The organism is Corynebacterium halotolerans YIM 70093 = DSM 44683, assembly GCF_000341345.1.
In the GTDB taxonomy this organism is placed as follows: Bacteria; Actinomycetota; Actinomycetes; order Mycobacteriales; family Mycobacteriaceae; genus Corynebacterium; species Corynebacterium halotolerans.
The window spans coordinates 1430434-1452443 of the sequence record NC_020302.1; the positions used below are offsets into that span (position 1 = coordinate 1430434).

Here is a 22010-nt window from a genome sequence, read left to right on the forward strand (position 1 = left end):
CACCCCGCCTCTCTCGTCCCTGTGGCTCTCCGGGGTCAGTCCGGTTCCCAGCGCAGCAGATCGCCGGGCTGGCACTCCAGAACCTCGCACAGGGCGGACAGCGTGGTGAAGCGCACCGCCTTCGCGCGACCGTTCTTCAGCACCGACAGGTTCGCCGGCGTGATGCCGACCCTCTCCGCCAGCGTGCCCACGGCCATCTTGCGTTTGGCGAGCATGACATCGATGTCCACGACGATGGCCATCAGATCACCCCGTCCAGCTCGGACTCCATCTCCCGGGCCCGGGCGTCGCGGTCGACCGCCTGGGCCAGCAGCGCCCGCTGCACGTAGACCACCAGGGCGACGCCGGCGATGAGCAGCCCCAGCCCACCCAGGAGCAGCACGACACCCGGGGCCACGGTGGTGGGGGCGAGCACGGCCCCCAGCGCGAAGGTCAGGACCGAGGCGGCGGCGATGGCGTCGGTGATCACGTCGACGTAGCGGAAGGAGGACGTCGAGAACACCGTCCCGCGCCGCACCATCGTCAGCAGCCGCCACACGCACACCATGGCCACCTCGACCGTCAGAACCCCGAGGACGACGATCGCGGGAATCAGGTACCGCGCGAAGTCCGGCGCCCCGGCCAGATCCCGGAAGATCAGGAACGCCATCACCGTCTGGACGAACAGGCACCCGACCAGACCGAGCACGAGGATCCCGCGGAGAACCGCGACAACAGTTGAATTCACAGCACACCCCTCAGTTCATATCGGAACATGATATAAATCTATCGAAATTCGATATGTCCGTCAATAGGGCCCCGGTGGGCGAGGGGCGGGGGCGTGAACCTCACCGCGGGAGGCCGCGCACTTTTCGGGTCGCTCCGCCCGTGTGCGACTATGTGACCCTGTTTTTCCGCCTTGACCTGCTGATTTGTCTGATCTGAGGGCATCTGGTTATAGTATTCACCGTTGCAAGGCACGGGGAACGCCCCGGAAAGCCACCGCAACAATGGCCTATGGTGTAATTGGCAACACAACGGTTTCTGGTACCGTCATTCTAGGTTCGAGTCCTGGTAGGCCAGCCGCGGTTAATTCCGCCGGCGAAGAAATTCGCCACGCCCCGTTCGTCTAGCGGCCTAGGACACCGCCCTCTCACGGCGGCGGCACGGGTTCGAATCCCGTACGGGGTACAAACAAAAAAAGACCCTGGACCTGTTTGGTCCAGGGTCTTTTTCTGCATTTGCAATCACCCCCGGACTCTCCCTTTGTGCGTGGGCCCCACCTGCCATGAAGCTGTGACGGGGGTAACTTTTCGGCGGCATTTCGTGAACGGCCCTTTAACTGCGGGTGGCCCAGACTTATGCTTCAGGTAACGGAGAGGTTCTCGGAAAGAAGAGCTTCATAGGTACCGTGAAGTCAGAGAAAATCTCCGAAGAACAGTTTGGCCGAGAGGAGAGTGCATGACCGTAAGTGAAAGAATCAACACCTCCGGACGCATCGCACGCGCCCTCCCGCAAGCGGCATAGCCATAATCCACAACTTCCAACGCAAGAGATGCCTGAAGTAGAGGAGCTATCCGGGAGTATGACGCAGCGACAGACGTCACCCGAACCGCTCGGCACGGACAAGCCAACCCCTGACCACTGGTTCGTGAAGAACTCACAGCGGACGCGGCCACGAGGACAGTAGCTCGGACCGACGAAACTTCCGCACAACGGTCGGTAGCGGTGGATCTCCCACCGACTCCGGTTCGGCTCCGGGAACCCACCCTTCACGCAAGGGTGGGTTCCCCCTTGTCCGGATTGTCTCGGGGATGCCTGAGATGCTTTCACTTTCCACCCCTGACCTGCAGATTTGTACAGTTGAACATTCTACGTCTAATCTTATGCAGGTCCGAGAGACACGCCCCGTTCGTCTAGCGGCCTAGGACACCGCCCTCTCACGGCGGCGGCACGGGTTCGAATCCCGTACGGGGTACAAAGAAGGAAGGCCCTCAACCAGATGGTTGGGGGCCTTCCTTTTGTCATCCCCGAAACTTGCCCGACACTCCTTTTCTATACTGGCCGACAGTCATATCGGAAGCGGAGGAAACCATGTCCCATCTGTCGCCCCGGTTGATGCGCGCGATGGATGTCGCCGCGCACGCCCACCGCGACCACCGGCGCAAGGGCAACCGTGTCCCGTACATCTCGCACCTCTTCGGCGTCATGTACCTGGCCTCCCGGGTCACCGACGATGAGGACGTGCTCATCGCCTGCCTGCTGCACGACACCCTGGAGGACGTCCCGCAGGAATACTCCGAGGGGCGGATGCGGGAGGAGTTCGGCGACCGCGTCACCGGGATCGTCCTCGGCGTGACAAAGGACGACAGCCTCCGGGACTGGCGGACACGCAATGAGGCGTATCTGCGGCATCTGGCGCATGAGGCCGGCGATGAGTCGGTGCTCGTCAGTTGTGCGGACAAGCTGCACAACCTGAAGTCGATTCTCGCGGACCATGAGGTGCTCGGTGACGGACTGTGGTCCCGCTTCAATGCGGGCAAGGAACAGCAGCAGTGGTGGTACGCGGCTGTCCACAAGGTCACCAGCCGGCGCCTGCCGCAGATCGGTCTCAACGGGGAGTTCGGCGAGCTGGTGCGGGTTCTACAGCGACTGTGAGAGCCTACCTGCGGCGGTGACGAGCTCGGTGCCCCATTTCTCGCCCGGGTGCGGGCGCAGCCGCTCGGCGGGGCCGGAGACGGACAGCACGGCCAGGAAGGCGCCGCTGGAGTCGAAGACGGGGGCCGAGAGACTGGCCAGGCCGACCTCGCGCTCGGCGACAGACTCGCCCCACCCGACCGCGCGGATGCGTTCGAGCTCGGCGTGGTCGAACGCGGCATCGGCAAGCAGTGCGCCGCGCAGCTCGGGGGAGGAGAAGGTCAGGAAGACCTTCGCCGCGGAGCCGGACGTCAGCGGCAGCTGGGAGCCGACGGGGACGGTGTTCTGCAGGCCGGAGGGTGGTTCCTGGGCGGCGATGCAGGTGCGGGAGGTGCCTGTCAGCTGGTAGAGCTGTACGGATTCGCCGGTGGTCTCCATCAGGGCGGCCATGACGGGGGTGGCGGCGTCGATGAGCTGGTCCTTGCTGCCGGCGCCGAGGGAGGCCAGGGCGGGGCCGACGGTCCAGCGGCCGTCGGAGGTGCGCGCGAGGATGCGGTGTAGCTCCAGGGCCGTGGCCAGGCGGTGGGCGGTGGCCCTCGGTAGCCCGGTGTCCTCGCACAGCTCGCTCAGGGAGCGCGGCTGGGGGGAAACCGCCAGGAGAATGGCGACGGCACGGTCAAGCACCTTTATTCCGGAAACTGCGTTATACTGTCCCATAGAACGATACTAACATCTCATGGTGTGAGATTTCCCCGCGAGAGCGCGCGGGAGGATACTGCCGTGGGACGCAACGGAATCAGAGGTGAGAAGTTCATGAGCGCCAAGCTGACGCTGGCCGAGAAGGTGTGGAACGACCACATCGTCTCCAAGGGCGGGAACGGGGAACCGGATCTGCTGTACATCGACCTGCAGCTGCTCCACGAGGTGACCTCCCCGCAGGCCTTCGACGGTCTCCGCATGGCCGGGCGCACGATCCGCCGCCCCGATCTGCACCTGGCCACCGAGGACCACAACGTGCCCACCGAGGGCATCGTGCAGGGCTCCCTGCTCGAGATCCGCGACCAGACCTCGCGCACCCAGGTCGAGACCCTGCGCCGCAACTGCGAGGAGTTCGGCGTGCGCCTGCACCCGATGGGGGATGTCAAGCAGGGCATCGTCCACACCGTCGGCCCGCAGCTGGGCGCCACCCAGCCGGGCATGACGATCGTGTGCGGCGACTCCCACACCTCCACCCACGGCGCGTTCGGCTCTATCGCGATGGGCATCGGCACCTCCGAGGTCGAACACGTCATGGCCACCCAGACCCTGTCGCTCAAGCCGTTCAAGACCATGGCCATCGAGGTCTCCGGCGAGCTGCAGCCCGGGGTGACCGCCAAGGACCTGATCCTGGCGATCATCGCCAAGATCGGCACCGGTGGCGGCCAGGGCCACATCATCGAGTACCGCGGCGAGGCCATCCGGAAGCTGTCCATGGAGGCCCGGATGACCATCTGCAACATGTCCATCGAGGCCGGCGCCCGCGCCGGCATGGTCGCCCCGGACGAGACCACCTTCGCCTACGTCAAGGGCCGTGAGTTCGCCCCGACCGGCGCGGACTGGGACGCCGCGGTCGAATACTGGAAGACCCTGCCCACCGACGAGGGCGCCGAGTTCGACACCGTCGTCGAGATCGACGGTTCCGCCCTGACCCCGTTCATCACCTGGGGCACCAACCCCGGCCAGGGCCTGCCGCTGAGCGCCGCAGTGCCGGACCCGGAGGACTTCACCAACGACTCCGACAAGGCCGCCGCGGAGAAGGCCCTGCGCTACATGGACCTGAAACCGGGCACCCCGCTGCGCGAGATCGCCATTGACACCGTCTTCCTGGGTTCCTGCACCAACGCCCGCATCGAGGATCTGCGCGAGGCCGCCGAGGTCGTCCAGGGCCGCCGCATCGCCGAGAACACCCGCATGCTGGTCGTGCCGAGTTCCACCATGGTCAAGCAGCAGGCCGAGGAAGAGGGCCTGGACAAGGTGTTCACCGAGTTCGGCGCCGAGTGGCGCACCGCCGGTTGCTCCATGTGCCTGGGCATGAACCCGGATCAGCTCAAGCCCGGCGAGCGCAGTGCGTCGACGTCCAACCGCAACTTCGAGGGCCGCCAGGGTCCGGGCGGGCGCACCCACCTGGTCTCCCCGCCGGTCGCCGCCGCCACCGCGGTGCTCGGCCACCTCGCCTCGCCCGCCGACCTGTAACCCCGCCGACCAGCTAAGGAGAAACACCGTGGAGAAGTTCACCACCCACACCGGCGTCGGCGTCCCGCTGACCCGCTCGAACGTCGACACCGACCAGATCATCCCCGCCGTCTACCTCAAGCGGGTCACCCGCACCGGCTTCGAGGACGGCCTGTTCGCCGGCTGGCGCAGGGACGAGGACTTCATTCTCAACCAGGACGCCTACCGCAACGGCTCCGTGCTCGTCGCCGGTCCGGACTTCGGCACCGGCTCCTCCCGTGAGCACGCCGTCTGGGCGCTGATGGACTACGGCTTCCGGGTCGTGCTCTCGCCGCGCTTCGCCGACATCTTCCGCGGCAACGCTGGCAAGTCCGGGCTGCTGGCCGCTCAGATGGAGGAATCGGACATCGAGCTGCTGTGGAAGCAGCTGGAGGCTGAGCCGGGCCTCGAGGTCACCGTGGACCTGGAGTCGCGCACCGCCACGGCGGGGGAGAACACCTACACCTTCGACGTCGACGACTACACCCGCTGGCGCCTGATGGAGGGCCTCGACGACGTCGGCCTGACCCTGCGCAAGAGCGACGAGATCTCCGCCTACGAGGACAGCCGCCCGGCCTTCAAGCCCGTCATCACTTCACCGGCAGCGGGCTGACCAGGTAGTCCGCGCCGGTGAGTTCGCCGTCGTGGAAGGACAGCACCCACACGCTGGCCTTCTTCGCCTCGATCTCGTCCAGCGGCAGCCGCCCCTGGGCAGAGAGCCAGGCGATCATGTCCGGGATGACGGTGCCCTGGCCCACGACCACGGACACCCCGCCGGCGTCGATGACCTCCCGGAAGCGCGCCTGCGCGTCCGTCATGGACTCCAGCCAGCCGTCGTCGCCGAAGAGCCGGTCGACCTCGACGTCGAGATTGAGCTCGTCGGCCAGCGGGGCGGCCGTCGCCTGGCAGCGGTCCGGCAGCGCCGAGTAGACCGCGGTCGGTCTGTACGGCAGCAGCATCGGCACGAGCATCTCCGCCTGCCGACGCCCCTTCTTGTCCAGCGGGCGCAGATTGTCCTCGCCGTCCCAGTTGCGGCGCTGGTGGGCCCGGCCGTGGCGGACGTAGAGGATGCGGGAGGTCGCCGGCAGCCGGAAACGCTTCTCGGCCTTCGCCAGCACCTGGGTGTCCACGTCGTAGCTGAGCAGCTCCTTGGCCTCATCGATGGGCAGCCACCGGATCTCGTCGACCTCGTCATTCGGGACGAATTCCCCGGAGAGCACCTCGCCGGTCCAGTAGTAGACGACCTTGGTGCGGTCGAGGACCGGGTAGGTCACCTTCCCCAGCAGTTTGCCCAGCTGCACCTCGTAGCCGGTCTCCTCCAGGATCTCGCGTGCCGCGGTCGTCGGCAGCGTCTCGCCCGGATCCACCTTGCCCTTGGCCAGGGACCAGTCGTCGTAGTGGGGGCGGTGGATGACCGCGATCTCGATCGAGTCGAGATCCCGCACATCGCCGCGCCACAGGACGGCGCCGGCCGCGAGCATGGACCGCTTGTGCTCCTTGGCGGGATCGGCGGCGATCTTCTGGTGACGTCCCGTCACCAGCAGGGCGGAGTCCCGGTCCTTGTCCGTCTCGTGCAGCTTGGGTGACTTGGCCATGGCTCTCCTTCGGGTGTGACAGTCGGTCCCCCTATTTTTGCCTACCTCCTCCCGGTTCGCATGATTGAGGCATCCTTTAAGCTGTCTGGAGGATTCGGCCGGCAGACGAGGAAGGGGCGCACGTGGTCAACGTCGCGATCATGGGAGCGGGTTCGTGGGGCACGACCCTGGCGAAGGTCTACGCGGACGCCGGCAACACCGTCCATCTGTGGGCCCGGCGCACCGAACTGGCGGAGACCATCTCCGCCACCCACGTCAATCCGGACTACCTGCCGGACACCCGGCTGCCGGAGACGATCACCGCGACGTCGGACGCGCAGACCGCCCTGGCCGGCGCCGCGATCGTCGTTTTCGCGGTGCCCAGCCAGACCATGCGCGGCAACCTGACCACCTGGGCGCCGCTGCTGCCGGCGGACGCGACGCTGGTGAGCATCTCCAAGGGCATCGAGACCGGCACGCACCTGCGCATGAGTCAGGTCATCGCCGAGATCACCGGCGCGGACCCGGAGCGCATCGCGGTGTTGTCGGGACCGAACCTGGCGCGCGAGATCGCCGCGGAACAACCGGCGGCCACCGTCATCGCCTGTCCCGACGAGAACCGGGCGAAGCTGGTGCAGGCGGCCGTGGCCACCCCGTACCTGCGCCCCTACACCAACACCGACGTCATCGGCGTCGAGCTCGGCGGCGCCTGCAAGAACGTCATCGCCCTGGCCTGCGGCATCGCCGCCGGCCGCGGGCTGGGGGAGAACACCCTGGCCACGCTGATCACCCGTGGTCTCGCGGAGATCACCCGGCTGGGGGAGAAGCTCGGCGCCGACCAGCGCACCTTCGCCGGGCTGGCCGGCCTGGGCGACCTGGTGGCCACCTGCGCCTCGCCGCTGTCGCGCAACCGCTCCTTCGGCGTGCGCCTGGGCGAGGGCGGGACCCTCGAGGAGGCGAAGAAGGCCACCCACGGGCAGGTCGCCGAGGGCGTGATCTCCTCGAACTCGATCTTCCAGCTCGCCGAGGCCAATGAGGTGGAGATGCCGATCACGCAGGCCGTCTACCTCGTCTGCCACCGCGGCATGACCGTCTCCGACATGGTCGTCGCTCTGATGGGCCGGTCCAAGAAGGCGGAGTGACCGCGCGGTAGGCTGTTCCGCTATGACATCCCCGAACAACCCCCGCATCCGCGTCGCCGTGGTCTACGGCGGGCGCAGCAGCGAGCACTCCGTCTCCTGCGTCTCCGCCGGCGCCGTGATGGCCCACCTCGACCGCGAGAGGTACGAGGTCGTCCCGGTCGGCATCACCTCCGACGGCATGTGGACGGTGGGGGAGTCCGACCCGGAGAAGCTCACCATCCGCGACGGCGTGCTCCCCGTCGTCGAGCCGCGCGAGGAACTCGGGCTCTCGCTGAACCCGGGCCGGGCCGGACAGCTGCGCAACCTGACCACCGGCGGACTGCACGCGACCGTCGACGTCGTCTTCCCCGTGCTCCACGGCCCCTTCGGCGAGGACGGCACCATCCAGGGCCTGCTCGAGATGGCGGGCGTCCCGTACGTGGGCACGGGTGTGCTGTCCTCGGCGTGCGGCATGGACAAGGAGTTCACCAAGAAGCTCATGGTCGCCGAGAACCTGCCGGTCACCGCGGAGGTCATCCTCCGCGACCGCGACGGGCTGACGGACGGGGAGAAGGAGCACCTCGGCCTGCCGGTGTTCGTCAAACCGGCCCGGGGCGGTTCCTCGATCGGCATCTCCCGGGTGACCGCGTGGGAGGACCTGCCGGCCGCCGTGGCCCTGGCCCGGGAATCGGACGGCAAGGTCATCGTCGAGGCGGAGATCCACGGCGTCGAGGTCGAGGTCGGCGTGCTGCAGTACCCGGACGGGACCGTCGCGGCATCCGTCCCCGCCCAGCTGATGGGCACGGAGACCTCCGAGGAGGGCTTCTACGGCTTCGAGACGAAGTACCTCGACAACGTCGTCACCGCCGCCATCCCCGCCCCACTCGACGAGGAGACGACCCGGCGGCTGCAGGACATGGCGGTGGAGACCTTCCGCGCGCTGAACTGCGAGGGCCTGGCGCGGGTGGATTTTTTCGTCACCGACCGCGGCCCCGTGCTCAACGAGATCAACACCATGCCCGGCTTCACGCCGATCTCCATGTACCCCCAGGTCTTCGCCGCCTCCGGGGTGGCCTACGGGGAGCTGCTCGACGTGCTGGTCACCCGCGCGCTGGCGGTGAGCCGCTAACCCTGCTCCGGGGTGTGCGCGGCGATCGCCTCGCCCAACTCCACGACGGCCGCGTTGCCGGTGGCCTGCGGCACGCTGACGGCGATGTCGGTGGCCCGGCCGAGGGCGAACCAGGTCGACGACGTCGTGCCGTTGGCCAGGGTGGTGTCCTCGAACCAGGGGATCTCGTTGACCTGGTGGAGTACCGCACCCGGCTCGTAGTTCTCGGGCGGGGCGACCCCGCAGCGCAGCACGACCGGCTCCAGCCCCTGCGCGACCCACGCGGCGGTGTACTCGTCCGCGGTCCCGACGCGCTCGTACTCCTCGGCGACCGTCTCCGGCAGGTTGGCCATCAGCTCCCCGCACACGGAGGTGTCACCCGGGGCCAGCCCGCTCAGCGGCGCCGGATTCGGCTCGTGATCCTCCTCCGGCAGCGCCGACACGACCCCGGACAGCCCCTCGACCGGATTGTCGGCCCCGCCCATCGCCGCCGCGTCGGCGGTGACGGCCACCACCGGGGAGCGGTCCACCGTGTACCAGGTCTGCAGCGTGGAATCCGGGGTGGCGTCCCGGACCTGGAGCCACTCCACGCCGTCGATCTCGACCGGTTGGGAGTACTCCGTGTACTGGAAGGGCAGGTCGACGCCACAGCGCAGGGTCACCTCCTCGGTGGAGCTGGAGTTCCAGGCGGCCACGCCCGCGGGCACCGGTTCGACGATCTCGGCGCGATCATGCCCCAGCAGCTCGTCGGGGAGCCCCTCAATGAACTGGCGGCACTCCTCCGACTCGACCATCGGGCCCGGCAGAGGGCCCATCGACACCGGTCGATCGCCCGCCCGGTCGAAGAAGACCTTCGCCCCGACGAGGACCCCGACCACCAGCAGGAGGGCGAGCCCGAGGGCGACGTAGATCACGGCCTGACCGGAACGGCTAAGTTGGGGGGAGTCAGCGGAGCTCATGGCCCAGCAGTCTAGCGAAAGGCGATTCAGTCTTGACCACCTTCCCCGCCCGGTACGCTGGGCCGACCCTCGGTGAGGTCGGCGAGCACCGGGCCATCGAGGAGATCATCAGCGCAGCACCGTCGTCCCGCAACGGGGACGACGCCGCCGTGCTGTCCCACGCGTCCCCGAACTCGCGGGCCGTGGCCACCACCGACATGCTCATCGAGGGCCGCCACTTCAAGGTGGAGTGGTCCACGCCCGAGGAGGTGGGGTGCAAGGCGATCGTGCAGAACTTCGCCGACGTCGAGGCGATGGGCGCCCGCCCCCTGGCGGCACTGCTGGCGATCTCCGCCCCGCCGCATACCCCGGTCTCCTACATCCGGGGCGTGGCCGCCGGGATAGCGGACCGGGCGGGCGAGTACTCCGCCGAACTCGTCGGCGGCGACCTGACCTCGGGCGCCGAACTGGTCCTGTCGGTCACCGCGATCGGTTCGCTCGGCGGTTCCCTGCCGGAACTGACGCTCGACCGCGCCCGCCCGGGGCAGAGAATCGTCGCCCACGGCCGACTCGGCTGGTCTGCCGCCGGCCTGGCCCTGCTGGACCGTTTCGGCCGCGAGAACGTGCCCGCGGAATTCACGGAGCTCGTCGAGGCGCACTGCGCGCCGCGGCTGAACCCGGGACGGGGGGTCATCGCCCGGGCCACGGGCGCGACCGCCATGACCGACAACTCCGACGGGCTCGTCGCCGACCTGGGTATCATGGCGCGGCGCTCCGGAGTGGGCATCGACCTGCACTCCTCGGCCGTCGAGCCGGACGAGCTGCTCCTGCGCGCCGGGCAACTGCTCGATGCGGACCCCTGGGAGTGGGTGCTCGCCGGCGGCGAGGACCACACCCTGCTGGCGGCCACCGCCGGGGATCCGCCCTCGGGTTTCCGCAGCATCGCCCGGGTCACCCGGGGAGAGGGCGTGACCGTCGACGGTCTCGAGCCCGCCTACGGCCACGGGTGGGTGAGCTTCTAGATGAACCTTCCCGTCCACCCCAGCTGGCTACCCGCACTCGAGCCCGTCGAGGACCAGATCCACCGCATGGGCGATTTCCTGCGCTCCGAACCGGCGTACCTGCCCAAGGGCGACGACATCCTCCGCGCCTTCCAGGACCCCTTCGACGAGGTGAAGGTCCTCATCGTCGGCCAGGACCCCTATCCCACACCCGGCCACGCGATGGGCCTGAGCTTCTCCACCCGGCCGGGGGTGCGTCCGCCGCGCAGCCTGGCCAATATCTACCGGGAACTGCACGACGATCTCGGGGTCGACCCGCCCGAGGACGGCGACCTCACCCCCTGGGCGGATCAGGGCGTGCTCCTGCTCAACCGGGTGCTCTCCGTGCGCCCCGGCAAGGCCGCCTCCCACCGCCGCAAGGGCTGGGAACCGGTCACCGAGGCCGCGATCCGTGCCCTGGCCGCCCGGGAGAAGCCGCTCGTGGCCATCCTGTGGGGCCGCGACGCCCAGTCGACGGGCGCTTTCCTCGGCGACGTCCCGCGCGTGGAGTCCCCGCACCCCTCGCCGCTGTCGGCCTCCCGCGGTTTCTTCGGTTCCCGCCCCTTCTCCCGCGCCAATGAGCTGCTGGTGGAACAAGGCGGGGAACCGGTGGACTGGCGGTTGTAGACTAACTGGGTATGTCTTACCCGCGTGAGCTCGACGGCACCCGACTGCACAACTGGGCAGCGCGGGCGGTGGCCGAATTATCCGCCCGCCGCGCGGAGATCAACGCGCTCAACGTCTTCCCGGTGCCCGACGCCGACACCGGCTCCAACATGGCCCACACCATGGAGGCCGCCCTGGCGGAGGTGGACCGGTTGGAGGACACCTCCGACGTCGTCCGCGTCGCCCAGGCGATCGCGGCCGGCAGCGTGCGCGGCGCCCGCGGCAACTCCGGCGTGGTGCTCAGCCAGGTGCTGCGCGCCGTGGCCGAGTCGGCCGTCGACGGCCGCGTGGACGGCGAGGCCATCAGCCGCTCCCTGACCACGGCCGTGAGCCTGGTGGACCGGGCGATCTCCGAGCCGGTGGAGGGCACCGTCATCACCGTGCTGCGTGCCGCGGCCGTCGCCGCCCGCGAGACCGGGGGCGCGCTGCACGACGTCGTCACCGCCGCTGTCGACGCCGCCCGCACCGCCCTGGCCAAGACCCCCTCCCAGCTCGACGTGCTGCGCGAGGCCGGGGTCGTCGACGCCGGCGGCACCGGTTTCCTCGTGCTCATCGAGGCCCTGCTCGCCGAGATCGAGGGCACCGGGGATCCCGGGGGCGACGACCACCCCGGACAGGTCGTACCCGAGTCCCACGGCCGGGCCGCCGAACTGGAGGTCATGTTCTACTTCCGCGGTGACCTCGACGCGCTGGAGGAGGAGCTTTCCGGCCTCGGTGACAGCCTGCTCGTCGCCCGCGCCGACGACACCGAGGGCACCGTCCACCTCCACTCCCACGACGCCGGGACCGTCATCGAGTGGGCCTTCGCCGCCGGGGAGGTCTCCGATCTGCGCCTGGAGGTGCTTCCCGACGCCCCGCAGGTCGAGGCGCCGAACCGGATCGTCGTCGCGGTCACCCCGGCCGGCTCCGTCGCGGAGCTGTACCGGGAGGCGGGCGCGGTCGTCGTCACGCCGGGGAGGGACGCCGTCACCGAGATCCTCGGCCACGTGCGCCGTTGCGGCGCCGAGGAGGTCATCCTCCTGCCGAACGGACTGCTCGACCGCCGCCAGCTCGTCGCCGTCGAGCGCGCCACCCACGCCTTCGAGCAGGCCATCACGCTCCTGCCCACCGCGCGCCTGGTCTCCGGCATCGCGGCACTGACCGTCCACGAACCGGAGGACCCGCTGGGGGTCGCCGCCTACGCCATGTCCGAGGCGGCCTCCGCGATGCGCACCGCCGTGCTCACCCGCGCCGAGAAGGCCGCGCTGACCCCCGCCGGACCATGCGCGAAGGGCGACATCATCGTCACCTCCCTCGGCGAGATCATCCTCGTCGCCGACACCCTCGACGACGCCGTCCTCGCCGCCTGCCGACGCCTGCTCGAGAGCGGGGGAGAGCAGGTCACCGTCCTCGCCGGCGAGGAAATCGACGTCGAGGAGCTGCGCGCACGCCTGCGCGTCGACGTCATGGCCTTCCCCGCGGACGAGCTGGGGCACCTCGCCGAGATAGGGGTCGAGTAGCGTGCTGGGCTGGACCGATGACCGCGACCTGACCGAGGTCCTCCCGGACAAGGAGGCCAAGGCCATCACCAAGGCCTTCGAGTTCACCACCTGTGGCGAACTCCTCGGGCATTACCCGCGCGCCTACTCCCGCCACGGCGCCGGCGTCAATGTCGAGCGCGCCCACGACGGTGACATCGTCACCTGCGTCGGCGAGGTCCTCCACGCCGAGACCTTCTCGGCGAAGGGAAAGCAGATCCACCGGATCACCATCGCCGACGGCCGCACCCGGCTGACCGCCACCTTCTTCAACGCCCGCTACGCCTCCCGCGTCCTCGTCAGGGGCGCGCGCGGCATGTTCTCCGGCAAGCTGAACCACTGGCAGGGCACCCCCCAGATCCAGCACCCCGACTTCCTCCTCCTGCCGAAGCCGGGGGACAACGCCGGTAAACAGGCCGCCACCGGCAGCCTGCGCAGCCTGTCCGTCTACGGCGACCTCGACGAGATCCTCACCGGCCTCGACTACCTGCCGGTCTACCCGGCGAAGGCCAAGGTGCCGTCCTGGCGGCTCCTGGGCGCCATCCGCGAGATCCTGCGCACCCTGCCCCCGATCCCGGAGCCGCTGCCGGGCACCCCGGTGGGCTTCGTCGGTTTCGACGAGGCGATCCGCGGCATCCACCAACCCGACTCGGCCGGCCCCGAGCGTCACCTCGAGCGCCTGAAGTACAACGAGGCGCTCTCCCTCGCACTCGTGATGGCCCTGCGCCGCCGCGACACCGAGCACCGCCGGGCCCCCGCGCTCGAGCCCGCCCCGGACGGCCACCGTGCCGGATTGCTGGCGGGCCTGCCGTACCCGCTGACCGCCGGACAGCAACAGGTGCTCAGTGAGATCTCCCGCGACCTCGCCCGACCGGTGCCCATGAGCCGGCTCCTGCAGGGCGAGGTCGGCTCCGGCAAGACCATCGTCTCCCTGCTCGCGATGCTCCAGGCCGTGGACGCCGGGCAGCAGTGCGCCATGCTCGCGCCCACCGAGGTGCTCGCCGTCCAACACGCCCGCTCCCTGACCGCCCTGCTCGCCGACGCCGGACTGCCCGTCAACGTCGTTCCCTTGACCGGCTCGATGCCGGTGGCCACGAAGCGTCAGAACCTGCTCGACATCGTCTCCGGCCAGGCCGACATCGTCGTCGGCACCCACGCGATCATCCAGGACGCCGTCGAGTTCTTCGACCTCGGCCTCGTGGTCGTCGACGAGCAGCACCGCTTCGGCGTGGAGCAGCGCGACCGCCTGCGCTCCAAGGGCCGCGACGGACTGACCCCGCACCTGCTGGTGATGACGGCCACGCCCATCCCCCGCACCATCGCGATGACCGTCTTCGGCGACCTGGCCGTGTCCACGCTGCGCGAGCTGCCCGGCGGCCGCAAACCCATCCAGTCCTCCGTGGTACCCGAGGCCAGACCCACCTGGGTCACCCGCTCCATCGAACGCATCGGGGAGGAGGTCGCCGACGGCCGGCAGGCCTACATCGTCTGCCCGCGCATCGACGGCGAGGGCGGGGTCATCGACATCGCCGGGCGCCTCAGCGAGGGAGCCTTCCGCGACCTGACCGTCGGCGTCCTCCACGGACGGCTGCCCGGCGAGGAGAAGGACGCGATCATGGCGGACTTCGCCCGCGGCGGCATCGACATCCTGGTGGCCACCACCGTCATCGAGGTCGGCGTCGACGTGCCCAACGCCACCGTCATGCTCATCCGCGAGTCCGAGCACTTCGGCGTCTCCCAGCTGCACCAGCTGCGCGGACGCGTCGGCCGCGGCGGGCACGCCTCCCTGTGCCTGTTCCACACCCTCGCCGACCCCGACAGCCCCGCCTTCCAACGAGTGTCCGCCGTCGCCGCCACCTCCGACGGCTTCCGCCTGGCGGAGATCGACCTGGAGACCCGCCAGGAGGGCGACGTGCTGGGCACCCGGCAGTCCGGCACCGAACGCACCGTCCGGCTGCTCAACCTGCTCACCGACTACGAACTGATCGAACGCGCCAACCTCGACGCCGACCTCCTGGTCGCCGGGGACCCCCAGCTCGCCCAGCGTCTCGTCAGCGACGTCGCCCGCGACGACAGGGAATACCTCGAAAAGAGTTAAGGTAGGGGGCATGAAAATCTGTGCACCCTTCGCCGGGATCGTGCGCTACCACGTGGCCCCGGGCCAGATGGTGGCCACCGGCGACGTCCTCGCGACCGTCGAGGCGGTCAAACTGGAGGCACCCGTCGCCGCGCCGGGACCCGGGACCATCGGAAAGCTGGGCACCGACGACTTCGCCGATGTCGTCGGCGGCGACGAGCTGCTGACCCTCGAGGCCGGGGAGGAGAGGCCATGACCCGCATCATCTCCGGGGAGGCCCGCGGGCGGAAGCTGAAGGTTCCGCCGGCCGGCACCCGCCCGACCTCCGACCGCGCGCGCGAGGGACTGTTCTCCTCGCTGCAGGTCCGCTTCGGATTCGTCGACGCCCGCGTGCTCGACCTGTTCGCCGGTTCGGGCGCGCTCGGCCTGGAGGCCGCCAGCCGCGGTGCCGCCGAGGTCGTGCTGGTGGAGAATCACCCGCCGGCCGCGGCCATCATCCGGGCCAACGCGGCCGTCGTCAAGCACCCGGACGTGCGCGTGGAGGAGATGAAGGTCTCCACCTACCTCGCCCAGGCGCCCCGCGACCACTTCGACATGGTGCTCGCCGACCCTCCCTACGCGCTGACCGACGAGGCGGTGCGCGAGATGCTCGAGGCACTGATCCCGGCGCTCGCCGACGGCGCGGCGGTCGTCGTCGAGCGGCACGTCGCCTCCCCGGAGACGGACTGGCCGGACGGTTTCGTCCCCACCACCCAGAAGCTGAAGAAACGCACCTACGGCACCGCCCGCATGGACATGGCCGTGTACCACCGAGAGGAAGCCTGAGTGAAAGCAGTCTGTCCCGGTTCCTTCGACCCGGTGACCATGGGCCACCTCGACATCTTCACCCGGGCCGCCGAGCACTTCGACGAGGTGGTCGTCCTGGTCACGGGCAACCCGAACAAGCGGTCGGGGCTGTTCGCGATCGAGGAGCGCATCGAGCTCATCCGCGAGGTCGTCGCCCACATCCCCAACATCAAGGTCGACTGGTGGGCCGGGCTGCTGGTGGACTACACCACGGCCCACGGAATCAATGCGCTGGTCAAGGGGCTGCGCACCGCACTCGACTACGAGTACGAGCTGCCGATGGCGCAGATGAACCGGCGACTGTCGGGCATCGACACGTTCTTCCTGCTCACCGACGAGAAGTACGGCTACATCTCATCCTCGCTGTGCAAGGAGGTCGCCAAGTACGGCGGCGACGTCTCCGGGCTGCTGCCCGACCCGGTCGTCCACGCGGTGGTGGAGAAGTACCGGGCGCAGGACTAGTAGTCTGGTCGGGTGCTTCCCGGGCTGCTCCTCCTCTTCGTCATCGTCGCCATCGGCTCCTGCCTGCAGCGTGTCTCGGGTATGGGGCTCGGTCTGATCGCCGGGCCGGTGCTGTCGGTCGTCATGGGCCCGGTGGAGGGCATCCTCGTGGTCAACGCGCTGGCGGTGGTCAACGCGGCCGCCACGACCGTGACGGTCCGGCAGAACGTCGACTGGCGGAAATTCGGACTGATCGCCTCGGTGCTCATTCTCGGCGCCGTGCCGGGTGCCCTGCTGGTGCGGGAGGTCTCACCCCCGCTGCTGCAGGCGCTGGTCGGCGGGGTGCTGCTCGTCGCCCTGGCCGTGGTCACCTTCGGGCAGGACAAGGTGCCCCGGGTGTCGGGGAGGGCACCCGCGGTGGTGGCGGGCGTGGCCGGCGGCTTCATGAACACGCTCGCCGGGATCGCCGGCCCGGCGCTGACGGTCTACGCCCAGGCCTCGCGCTGGCCGCAGCAGACCTACGCGGCGACGCTGCAGCCGATCTTCATGGTGGCTGGTTTCATCTCCTTCGGTATCAAGCTCCTCACCGGTGCCGGGTCCCTGGCGGACACCCACTGGCTGATCTGGCCGGTGGGGGTGGCTGCCATGGCCCTCGGCATCGGCTCCGGCATCGTGTTCAGCCGTTACATCGCCCGGGGCCGAGCCCGGAAACTGGCCCTGGCATTGGCGGCCATGGGCGGAGTCGTCGTCCTCGTGCGCGGCATCAGCGGGCTGGTGTGATCAGAACGGTGGTGGGCTGTCCTCCTCGGGTGTGTCGTTGGCCTGGTCTTTCATCCGTTTGCGGTGTTGGGCCCTGGACCGGGCGTCGTGGTGGCGTTCTTCTCGTCGTTGATGCAGGGTCTGTACCCACAGCCTCGATGTGCGGGACAGTGGTCCCTCGGCTTCGTCGTAGACCCAGGTACCGTCGGCGAACAGCCAGATGATGTCGCCGGTGGTGGGGTCGAGGTGGTAGAAGGCGTGCCGGGCGGTCTTCAAGTTGTGGTGGCGCTGGCACAGGCTGACCAGATTGGAGGCTGTGGTGGGGCCGCCGTCGGTGTGGTTGATGCGGTGGTCCATCTGGCAGACGGTGGCCGGCCGGGTGCAGCCGGGCCACCGGCAGGTCCCGTCGCGGCCCTCGATATGTATCCGCAGGACATCCGGTGTGGTGTAGGAATCCGTGGTGATCCCGGCGGCGGCGTCCATGTCCCGGGTGTGGCAGGCCCGTTCCACCAGAGTGTCGGTGGTGGCCTTGTCCACCCAGCCGACCCGGTGGATGAATGCCGGGGCGTCCTCCACGTCTGAGGCACGGTAGGCGTTGAGGTGGACGCGCACCCCGTCGGCACCCCGCACCAGGGCGGCGTGGGCCTGGGCCAGGGTGAGTCCCTCGGCCTCGGCGAGGGCGCGGACACGGAGGTCGATCTCGACGGCATCGACGGCGTTGAACCGGGCGGTGAGATCAGCGGTGCCGTCCGCGTTGAAGGTCATCGCATAGGACTCACCGGGCAGCTGGGAAGGCTCGTCGTCGGTGTCGATGGTGTCGTCGAGTTCGGCGAGGATGGCCCTGATCTTGTTCTGGATGGCCCGGGCTCCGGGGACCAGCTGGTTGGGGCGGGTGGCGGTGAGGTAGTCGGTGAGTTGTTCATCGACTTCCGGCAGGTGGTCGCGGTCGGCGGGTGCCAGGGCGGAGTCGATGGCCCGGAGGCGGTGCAGGTCGAGGTGCCAGAGCTCCTCCTGCAGGGCGCGGAGGCGGGGTAGTTCGTCGAGGGTGAGGATGGCCATGAGGTTGTTCTGGATGAAGTTTTTGGCCATTCCGGTGCTGCGGGTCAGTGAGGCGGCGAGGACGTCGCTGTCCTGCTCGGGATCGAGGTGGTGGGTCAGGGTGGACCAGAGTTCGTAGTCCTTGCGGATGACGTCGCGGGACAATACCGCGACGGGGTCGTCGGGGTTGGTGACCGAGTAGTAGGCGGGTGGGGCGGACAGGGCGGTGGACAAGGCGGCAGGACACCTCCTGGAAGGTGGCTAGTCGTGGGTCGGACCAGAACACCATTAGTTCAGGCGTTCGATAGTGACTCTAGAACCTGCCCCGGACACAGAGCCCCCGAACAGGGGTGGAGCCGGAGCGACCAGCGAAAACGCTGCTCACTCCGGCTCGAAACGGCCCGCCTCCCGCTCTACAGGAGCGAGGAGAGGAACTCCTGGGTGCGCGGCTCCTGCGGATTGTCCAGCACATCCTTCGGGGCGCCGGCCTCCACGACCACGCCCCCGTCCATGAACACGACCGTGTCGGCGACCTCGCGGGCGAAGCCCATCTCGTGGGTGACCACGAGCATGGTCATGCCGTCGTCGGCCAGCTCGCGCATGACGCGCAGCACCTCGCCGACGAGCTCAGGGTCCAGCGCCGAGGTCGGCTCGTCGAAGAGCATCAGCTTCGGATCCATGGCGACGGCGCGGGCGATGGCCACGCGCTGCTGCTGCCCGCCCGACAGCTGCACCGGGTAGGCGTCGGCCTTGTGCGCCAGACCCACCTGCTCGAGCAGCTCGAGGGCCCGCTTCTTCGCCTGCGCCACCGGCACGCCCTTGACGTGGACGGGCGCCTCGATGATGTTCTCCAGGGCGGTGCGGTGGGGGAAGAGATTGAACTGCTGGAAGACCATGCCGATGCCGGAGCGCTGACGGGCGGCCTCCTTCTCGGAGATCTCGTAGAGCACGCCGTCGCGCTCGCGGTAGCCGATCAGTTCGCCGTCGACGTAGAGTCGGCCGGCGGTGATCTTCTCCAGGTGGTTCACGCAGCGCAGCATCGTCGACTTGCCGGAGCCCGAGGGGCCGATCAGGCAGGTGACGGTGCCCTGGGGCACCTGCAGGTCGATGCCCTTGAGCACCTGCAGCTGGCCGAAGGACTTGTGGACCTGCCGGGCGTCGATCATGAGGTCGGTCATCAGTTGTCCTTTCGGTCCGTGACGATGGTGACGTTGCCGGGGATGGTGCCCTCGGCGTCGGAGAGGGCGGCGAGCTGGCGGCCGGTGAGTTCGCGCTTGGCGCCCTTCTCGAAGTGTTTCTCCAGGTAATGCTGGCCGACCATCAGCAGGGAGGTCACGGCCAGGTACCAGGTGGCGGCGACCAGCAGCATCGGCACCGGTTCGAACAGGGCGGCGGCGATGTCCATCGACCGGCCGTAGAGCTCCAGCGAGTAGGGCACGGCCACCACGAGCGAGGTCGTCTTGAGCATGGAGATCAGCTCGTTGCCGGTCGGCGGGATGATGATGCGCATGGCCTGGGGCATGACGGTGCGCCGCATGGTCATCCACCAGCCCATGCCGAGCGCCTTGGAGGCCTCCATCTGGCCCTCGGGCACAGACGAGATGCCGGAGCGGACGATCTCGGCCATGTAGGCGGCCTCGTTCAGTCCCAGACCGAGCATGGCGAGCAGGAACATGTTCGACAGCAGGCCCTGGAGGTCAAGCTCCGCGAAGCCGACGTTGATGGTCTGGTAGAGCGAGCCGAGCAGGCCCCAGAAGACCAGCTGCACGTAGACGGGCGTGCCACGGAAGACCCACAGATAGACCCAGGACACCGCCTGCAGCACCGGATTGGGGGACATGCGCATCACGGCCAGCAGCGCGCCGAGCACGACGCCGATGATCATGGACAGGACCGTCAGTGCGAGGGTGTGCAGGGCGGCCGTCGCGATGCGGGTGTCGAAGAGGTACTGACGGTAGGTGTCCCAGCCGTACGCCTCATTGGTCACCGCACCGATGATGAACCAGGCGAACAGTGCGAGCAGCACGGCGGCGAGCACCCAGCGCCCGGGGTGGCGCAGCGGCTTCGCCTGAATGGGGGCCGGTGAGGTCATGAGGGCAGTCCTTCCAGGGGTTCTTCGTTGATCAGTGCCTGTTCCACCAGACCGTCCTCGACGCCCCACTGGGCGAGGATGCGCTGGTAATCGCCGGTGTCGATGAGGTGCTGCAGGGCGGCGGCCAGGGCCGGTCCCAGCTCGCTGTCCTTCGGCACCGCCCAGCCGTAGGGCGCGGCGTCGAATATCCCACCGGTCTCCTCCATCTTCCCGTCGGAGCGGTTGATCGCCCAGGCGGTGACAGGGGAGTCGGCGGAGAACGCGTCGGCACGGCCCATCAGCACGGCCAGGGCGGCGTTGTCCGAGGTGTCGTAGGACAGGACGCTGATCCCCTCCTTGCCCTCGGCGAGGCACTCCTCTGACTTGGGGCGGACGTCGTCGGTCTCGGAGACCGTGGTGCGCTGCACCGCGACGGTCAGGCCACACGCGTTGTCCGGGTCGACGTCATCGCCCGGCTGCTGGGCCCACTGGATGCCCGCGTAGAGGAAGTTGACGAAGTCGAAGTTCTCGCGGCGTTCCGGGGTGTCGGTGAAGCCGGAGGCGCCGACGTCGAGGGTGCCGGATTGCACGGCCGGCAGGATCATCGCGAAATCCTGCTCGACGGGTTCGTAGTCCAGGCCCGCCACCGCGGCGGTGGCGCGCATCAGGTCCATCTCCATGCCGATGATGTCGCCCTGCGAGTCCTTGAACTCGAAGGGGGCGAACGGCGGATTCGTGCCGGCGGAGAGGACTCCGTCGGCGGCCACGGACGCGGGTACCATCTCGGCGATCTCGGGCACCTCGTCCGGGACGATGGGGGACCAGCCCTCGGGATTGCCTTCCTCGGAGTTCGTCACGCAGCCCGCCAGCATGGTCGCCGACGCGATCGCGGCGATTACTTTCAGTCGGGTCATGCCGGTGACGTTACAGGTATCACCACCGGCCCCGGAATTCGGGCGGGGATCATTTCCGCCCCGCTTTCCGGCTTCTGTCGCGGGTGTTACTCGGGCTGCGACTGCGTGATGACGGTCGCCCCGCCCCGGACGGTGGCCACCCGGTCGGCGACGATGAAGGCGGCGACGATCACCGCGCCGAGCACGATCATCCCGACGACCGGCCACACATTGCCCGAGGGGGCGAGCAGGTCGGCGTCCCCGGTCTGCCACGGCCACAGGGCACGCAATGAGCCGAGCATGAGTCCGGACATGACCGTCAGCGTCAGCGTGCGGTGGTTCTCCAGGATCCAGGTCAGACCCCGGACGAACAGAATGATGCCGAGCAGGGCACCCAGCATGAACACGATGATGACGTCCCACTCGCGGTTCGACAGCGACGCCATCACCGGCGAGTACAGACCCAGGGCCAACAGCAGGAAGGACCCCGAGATGCCCGGCATGACCAGGGCGCACACGGCGACGGCCGCGGCGAAGAAGATGATCACCAGGGACGGATTCTCCTGCGGGGCCGAGGTGAAACCGGTGGCGAAGAAGGCCACGACGGCCGAGAGGAGGAAGACCGGGAGCGCGACCGGCAGTTTCCGCCGCAGATCCTCCGGATCCATCATGCCGACCGGCACGAGGATGGAAACGGCGACCATGCCGAGGAACAGGCCGCGCGACAGCTCGGGGTACCCCTCGACGAAGTTGACCAGCACCGTCGACATCGTGAACACGGCGGCGACCATGCCGAGGCCGACGGCGACCAGGAACCACCAGTCCACCTTGGCGAACTGGCGCTTGATCAGCTGGTTGCCGGCGTTGAGCGCACGTTCGTAGATGCCGACGACCAGCGCCACGGTGCCACCTGAGATGCCCGGGACCAGCTCGGCCATACCGATCAGTGCGCCGCGGACGAAATTGAGGATGACCGCCAGCGGCGTACGCGGCGTCGGTTTCGGATAGACGTGGGTTTCAGTTGGTGCAGACATCTGGAATGCGGTGCTTCTTTC

The 22010-nt window shown here is 68.7% G+C and carries 23 protein-coding genes and 3 tRNA genes; 16 read left to right on the forward strand and 10 right to left on the reverse strand.

Translation table 11 applies throughout. The annotated features are described in order from the left end of the window. Positions 1-35: 35 nt before the first annotated feature. Positions 36-242: a helix-turn-helix domain-containing protein gene (locus tag A605_RS06650; RefSeq protein WP_015400740.1), complete on the reverse strand. Its 207-nt coding sequence runs from the start codon at positions 240-242 to the stop codon at positions 36-38. Beyond that, positions 242-727, reverse strand: coding sequence for a DUF2975 domain-containing protein (locus A605_RS06655; RefSeq protein WP_034991035.1), 486 nt, complete (start codon positions 725-727; stop codon positions 242-244). Before A605_RS06655 ends, A605_RS06650 begins: the two co-directional genes overlap by 1 nt. A gap of 263 nt (positions 728-990) precedes the next feature. On the opposite strand from A605_RS06655, the gene A605_RS06660 reads away from it, so the two are divergent. The 4 genes from A605_RS06660 to A605_RS06675 all read left to right on the forward strand — a co-directional run bounded on the left by A605_RS06660 (position 991) and on the right by A605_RS06675 (position 2637). After that, positions 991-1062: transfer RNA gene (locus A605_RS06660), tRNA-Gln, on the forward strand. 35 nt (positions 1063-1097) lie between these two features. Further along, a tRNA-Glu gene (locus A605_RS06665) sits at positions 1098-1170 on the forward strand. A gap of 714 nt (positions 1171-1884) precedes the next feature. Beyond that, a tRNA-Glu gene (locus A605_RS06670) sits at positions 1885-1957 on the forward strand. A 116-nt stretch (positions 1958-2073) separates the two neighbouring features. Beyond that, a complete protein-coding gene (locus A605_RS06675) occupies positions 2074-2637 on the forward strand; it encodes an HD domain-containing protein (RefSeq protein ID WP_015400742.1) in 564 nt (187 codons plus the stop codon). Here the strand turns inward: A605_RS06675 and A605_RS06680 are convergent. Continuing rightward, the gene (locus A605_RS06680) at positions 2623-3333 is read right to left on the reverse strand and encodes an IclR family transcriptional regulator (RefSeq protein ID WP_027004478.1); all 711 of its coding nucleotides are present in this window, start codon (positions 3331-3333) and stop codon (positions 2623-2625) included. The genes A605_RS06675 and A605_RS06680 overlap by 15 nt on opposite strands. 96 nt (positions 3334-3429) lie before the next feature. On the opposite strand from A605_RS06680, the gene leuC reads away from it, so the two are divergent. Beyond that, positions 3430-4848, forward strand: coding sequence for a 3-isopropylmalate dehydratase large subunit (leuC, locus tag A605_RS06685; protein WP_027004479.1), 1419 nt, complete (start codon positions 3430-3432; stop codon positions 4846-4848). Between the two features lie 28 nt (positions 4849-4876). Then, positions 4877-5479, forward strand: coding sequence for a 3-isopropylmalate dehydratase small subunit (gene leuD, locus A605_RS06690; RefSeq protein WP_015400745.1), 603 nt, complete (start codon positions 4877-4879; stop codon positions 5477-5479). Here the strand turns inward: leuD and A605_RS06695 are convergent. Further along, positions 5457-6461 carry a bifunctional NUDIX hydrolase/histidine phosphatase family protein gene (locus A605_RS06695; protein ID WP_015400746.1) on the reverse strand — a complete coding sequence of 335 codons (1005 nt, stop codon included), beginning with the start codon at positions 6459-6461 and terminating at the stop codon, positions 5457-5459. The genes leuD and A605_RS06695 overlap by 23 nt on opposite strands. Positions 6462-6583: 122 nt before the next feature. Here A605_RS06695 and A605_RS06700 point away from each other — a divergent pair, with 122 nt between their 5' ends. Both A605_RS06700 and A605_RS06705 read left to right on the forward strand, forming a co-directional pair. Continuing rightward, on the forward strand, positions 6584-7582 hold the full coding sequence (locus A605_RS06700) for an NAD(P)H-dependent glycerol-3-phosphate dehydrogenase (protein ID WP_015400747.1): 999 nt from the start codon (positions 6584-6586) through the stop codon (positions 7580-7582). 22 nt (positions 7583-7604) lie between these two features. Further along, the gene (locus tag A605_RS06705; protein ID WP_015400748.1) at positions 7605-8690 is read left to right on the forward strand and encodes a D-alanine--D-alanine ligase family protein; all 1086 of its coding nucleotides are present in this window, start codon (positions 7605-7607) and stop codon (positions 8688-8690) included. Here the strand turns inward: A605_RS06705 and A605_RS06710 are convergent. Beyond that, entirely contained in the window at positions 8687-9628 is a 942-nt protein-coding gene (locus A605_RS06710; protein WP_042440097.1) for a DUF3515 domain-containing protein, read from the reverse strand. The genes A605_RS06705 and A605_RS06710 overlap by 4 nt on opposite strands. Before the next feature lie 32 nt (positions 9629-9660). Here A605_RS06710 and A605_RS06715 point away from each other — a divergent pair, with 32 nt between their 5' ends. From A605_RS06715 to A605_RS06750, 8 genes are read left to right on the forward strand one after another with little or no spacing between them, the layout of a single operon-like run. Then, positions 9661-10629, forward strand: a complete 969-nt coding sequence (locus A605_RS06715; RefSeq protein WP_015400750.1) for a thiamine-phosphate kinase — start codon at positions 9661-9663, stop codon at positions 10627-10629. Beyond that, the gene (locus A605_RS06720) at positions 10630-11274 is read left to right on the forward strand and encodes a uracil-DNA glycosylase (RefSeq protein ID WP_015400751.1); all 645 of its coding nucleotides are present in this window, start codon (positions 10630-10632) and stop codon (positions 11272-11274) included. 11 nt (positions 11275-11285) lie between these two features. Further along, positions 11286-12812 carry a DAK2 domain-containing protein gene (locus A605_RS06725; protein WP_015400752.1) on the forward strand — a complete coding sequence of 509 codons (1527 nt, stop codon included), beginning with the start codon at positions 11286-11288 and terminating at the stop codon, positions 12810-12812. Position 12813: 1 nt separating this feature from the next. Further along, positions 12814-14928, forward strand: coding sequence for an ATP-dependent DNA helicase RecG (locus A605_RS06730; protein WP_015400753.1), 2115 nt, complete (start codon positions 12814-12816; stop codon positions 14926-14928). A 10-nt stretch (positions 14929-14938) separates the two neighbouring features. Then, positions 14939-15163 (forward strand): acyl-CoA carboxylase biotin carboxyl carrier protein subunit, encoded by a 225-nt coding sequence (locus A605_RS06735; RefSeq protein ID WP_015400754.1) that lies wholly within the window; start codon positions 14939-14941, stop codon positions 15161-15163. Continuing rightward, a complete protein-coding gene (locus tag A605_RS06740; protein WP_015400755.1) occupies positions 15160-15732 on the forward strand; it encodes an RsmD family RNA methyltransferase in 573 nt (190 codons plus the stop codon). Before A605_RS06735 ends, A605_RS06740 begins: the two co-directional genes overlap by 4 nt. After that, positions 15733-16215: a pantetheine-phosphate adenylyltransferase gene (gene coaD / locus A605_RS06745; protein ID WP_015400756.1), complete on the forward strand. Its 483-nt coding sequence runs from the start codon at positions 15733-15735 to the stop codon at positions 16213-16215. Between the two features lie 12 nt (positions 16216-16227). Further along, complete coding sequence (locus A605_RS06750) at positions 16228-16974, forward strand: sulfite exporter TauE/SafE family protein (RefSeq protein ID WP_015400757.1); 747 nt, start codon at positions 16228-16230, stop codon at positions 16972-16974. Here A605_RS06750 and A605_RS06755 read toward each other — a convergent pair whose 3' ends face one another. The 5 genes from A605_RS06755 to A605_RS06775 form a co-directional block, all read right to left on the reverse strand. Then, positions 16975-18225 carry an HNH endonuclease signature motif containing protein gene (locus A605_RS06755; protein WP_015400758.1) on the reverse strand — a complete coding sequence of 417 codons (1251 nt, stop codon included), beginning with the start codon at positions 18223-18225 and terminating at the stop codon, positions 16975-16977. Between the two features lie 179 nt (positions 18226-18404). After that, on the reverse strand, positions 18405-19169 hold the full coding sequence (locus tag A605_RS06760; protein WP_015400759.1) for an amino acid ABC transporter ATP-binding protein: 765 nt from the start codon (positions 19167-19169) through the stop codon (positions 18405-18407). After that, positions 19169-20083: an amino acid ABC transporter permease gene (locus tag A605_RS06765; protein WP_015400760.1), complete on the reverse strand. Its 915-nt coding sequence runs from the start codon at positions 20081-20083 to the stop codon at positions 19169-19171. The genes A605_RS06760 and A605_RS06765 overlap by 1 nt, the downstream gene beginning before the upstream one ends. Further along, positions 20080-20976: an ABC transporter substrate-binding protein gene (locus A605_RS06770; protein ID WP_015400761.1), complete on the reverse strand. Its 897-nt coding sequence runs from the start codon at positions 20974-20976 to the stop codon at positions 20080-20082. The genes A605_RS06765 and A605_RS06770 overlap by 4 nt, the downstream gene beginning before the upstream one ends. 86 nt (positions 20977-21062) lie before the next feature. Continuing rightward, a complete protein-coding gene (locus tag A605_RS06775) occupies positions 21063-21989 on the reverse strand; it encodes a DUF368 domain-containing protein (RefSeq protein ID WP_015400762.1) in 927 nt (308 codons plus the stop codon). Between the last annotated feature and the right edge of the window lie 21 nt (positions 21990-22010).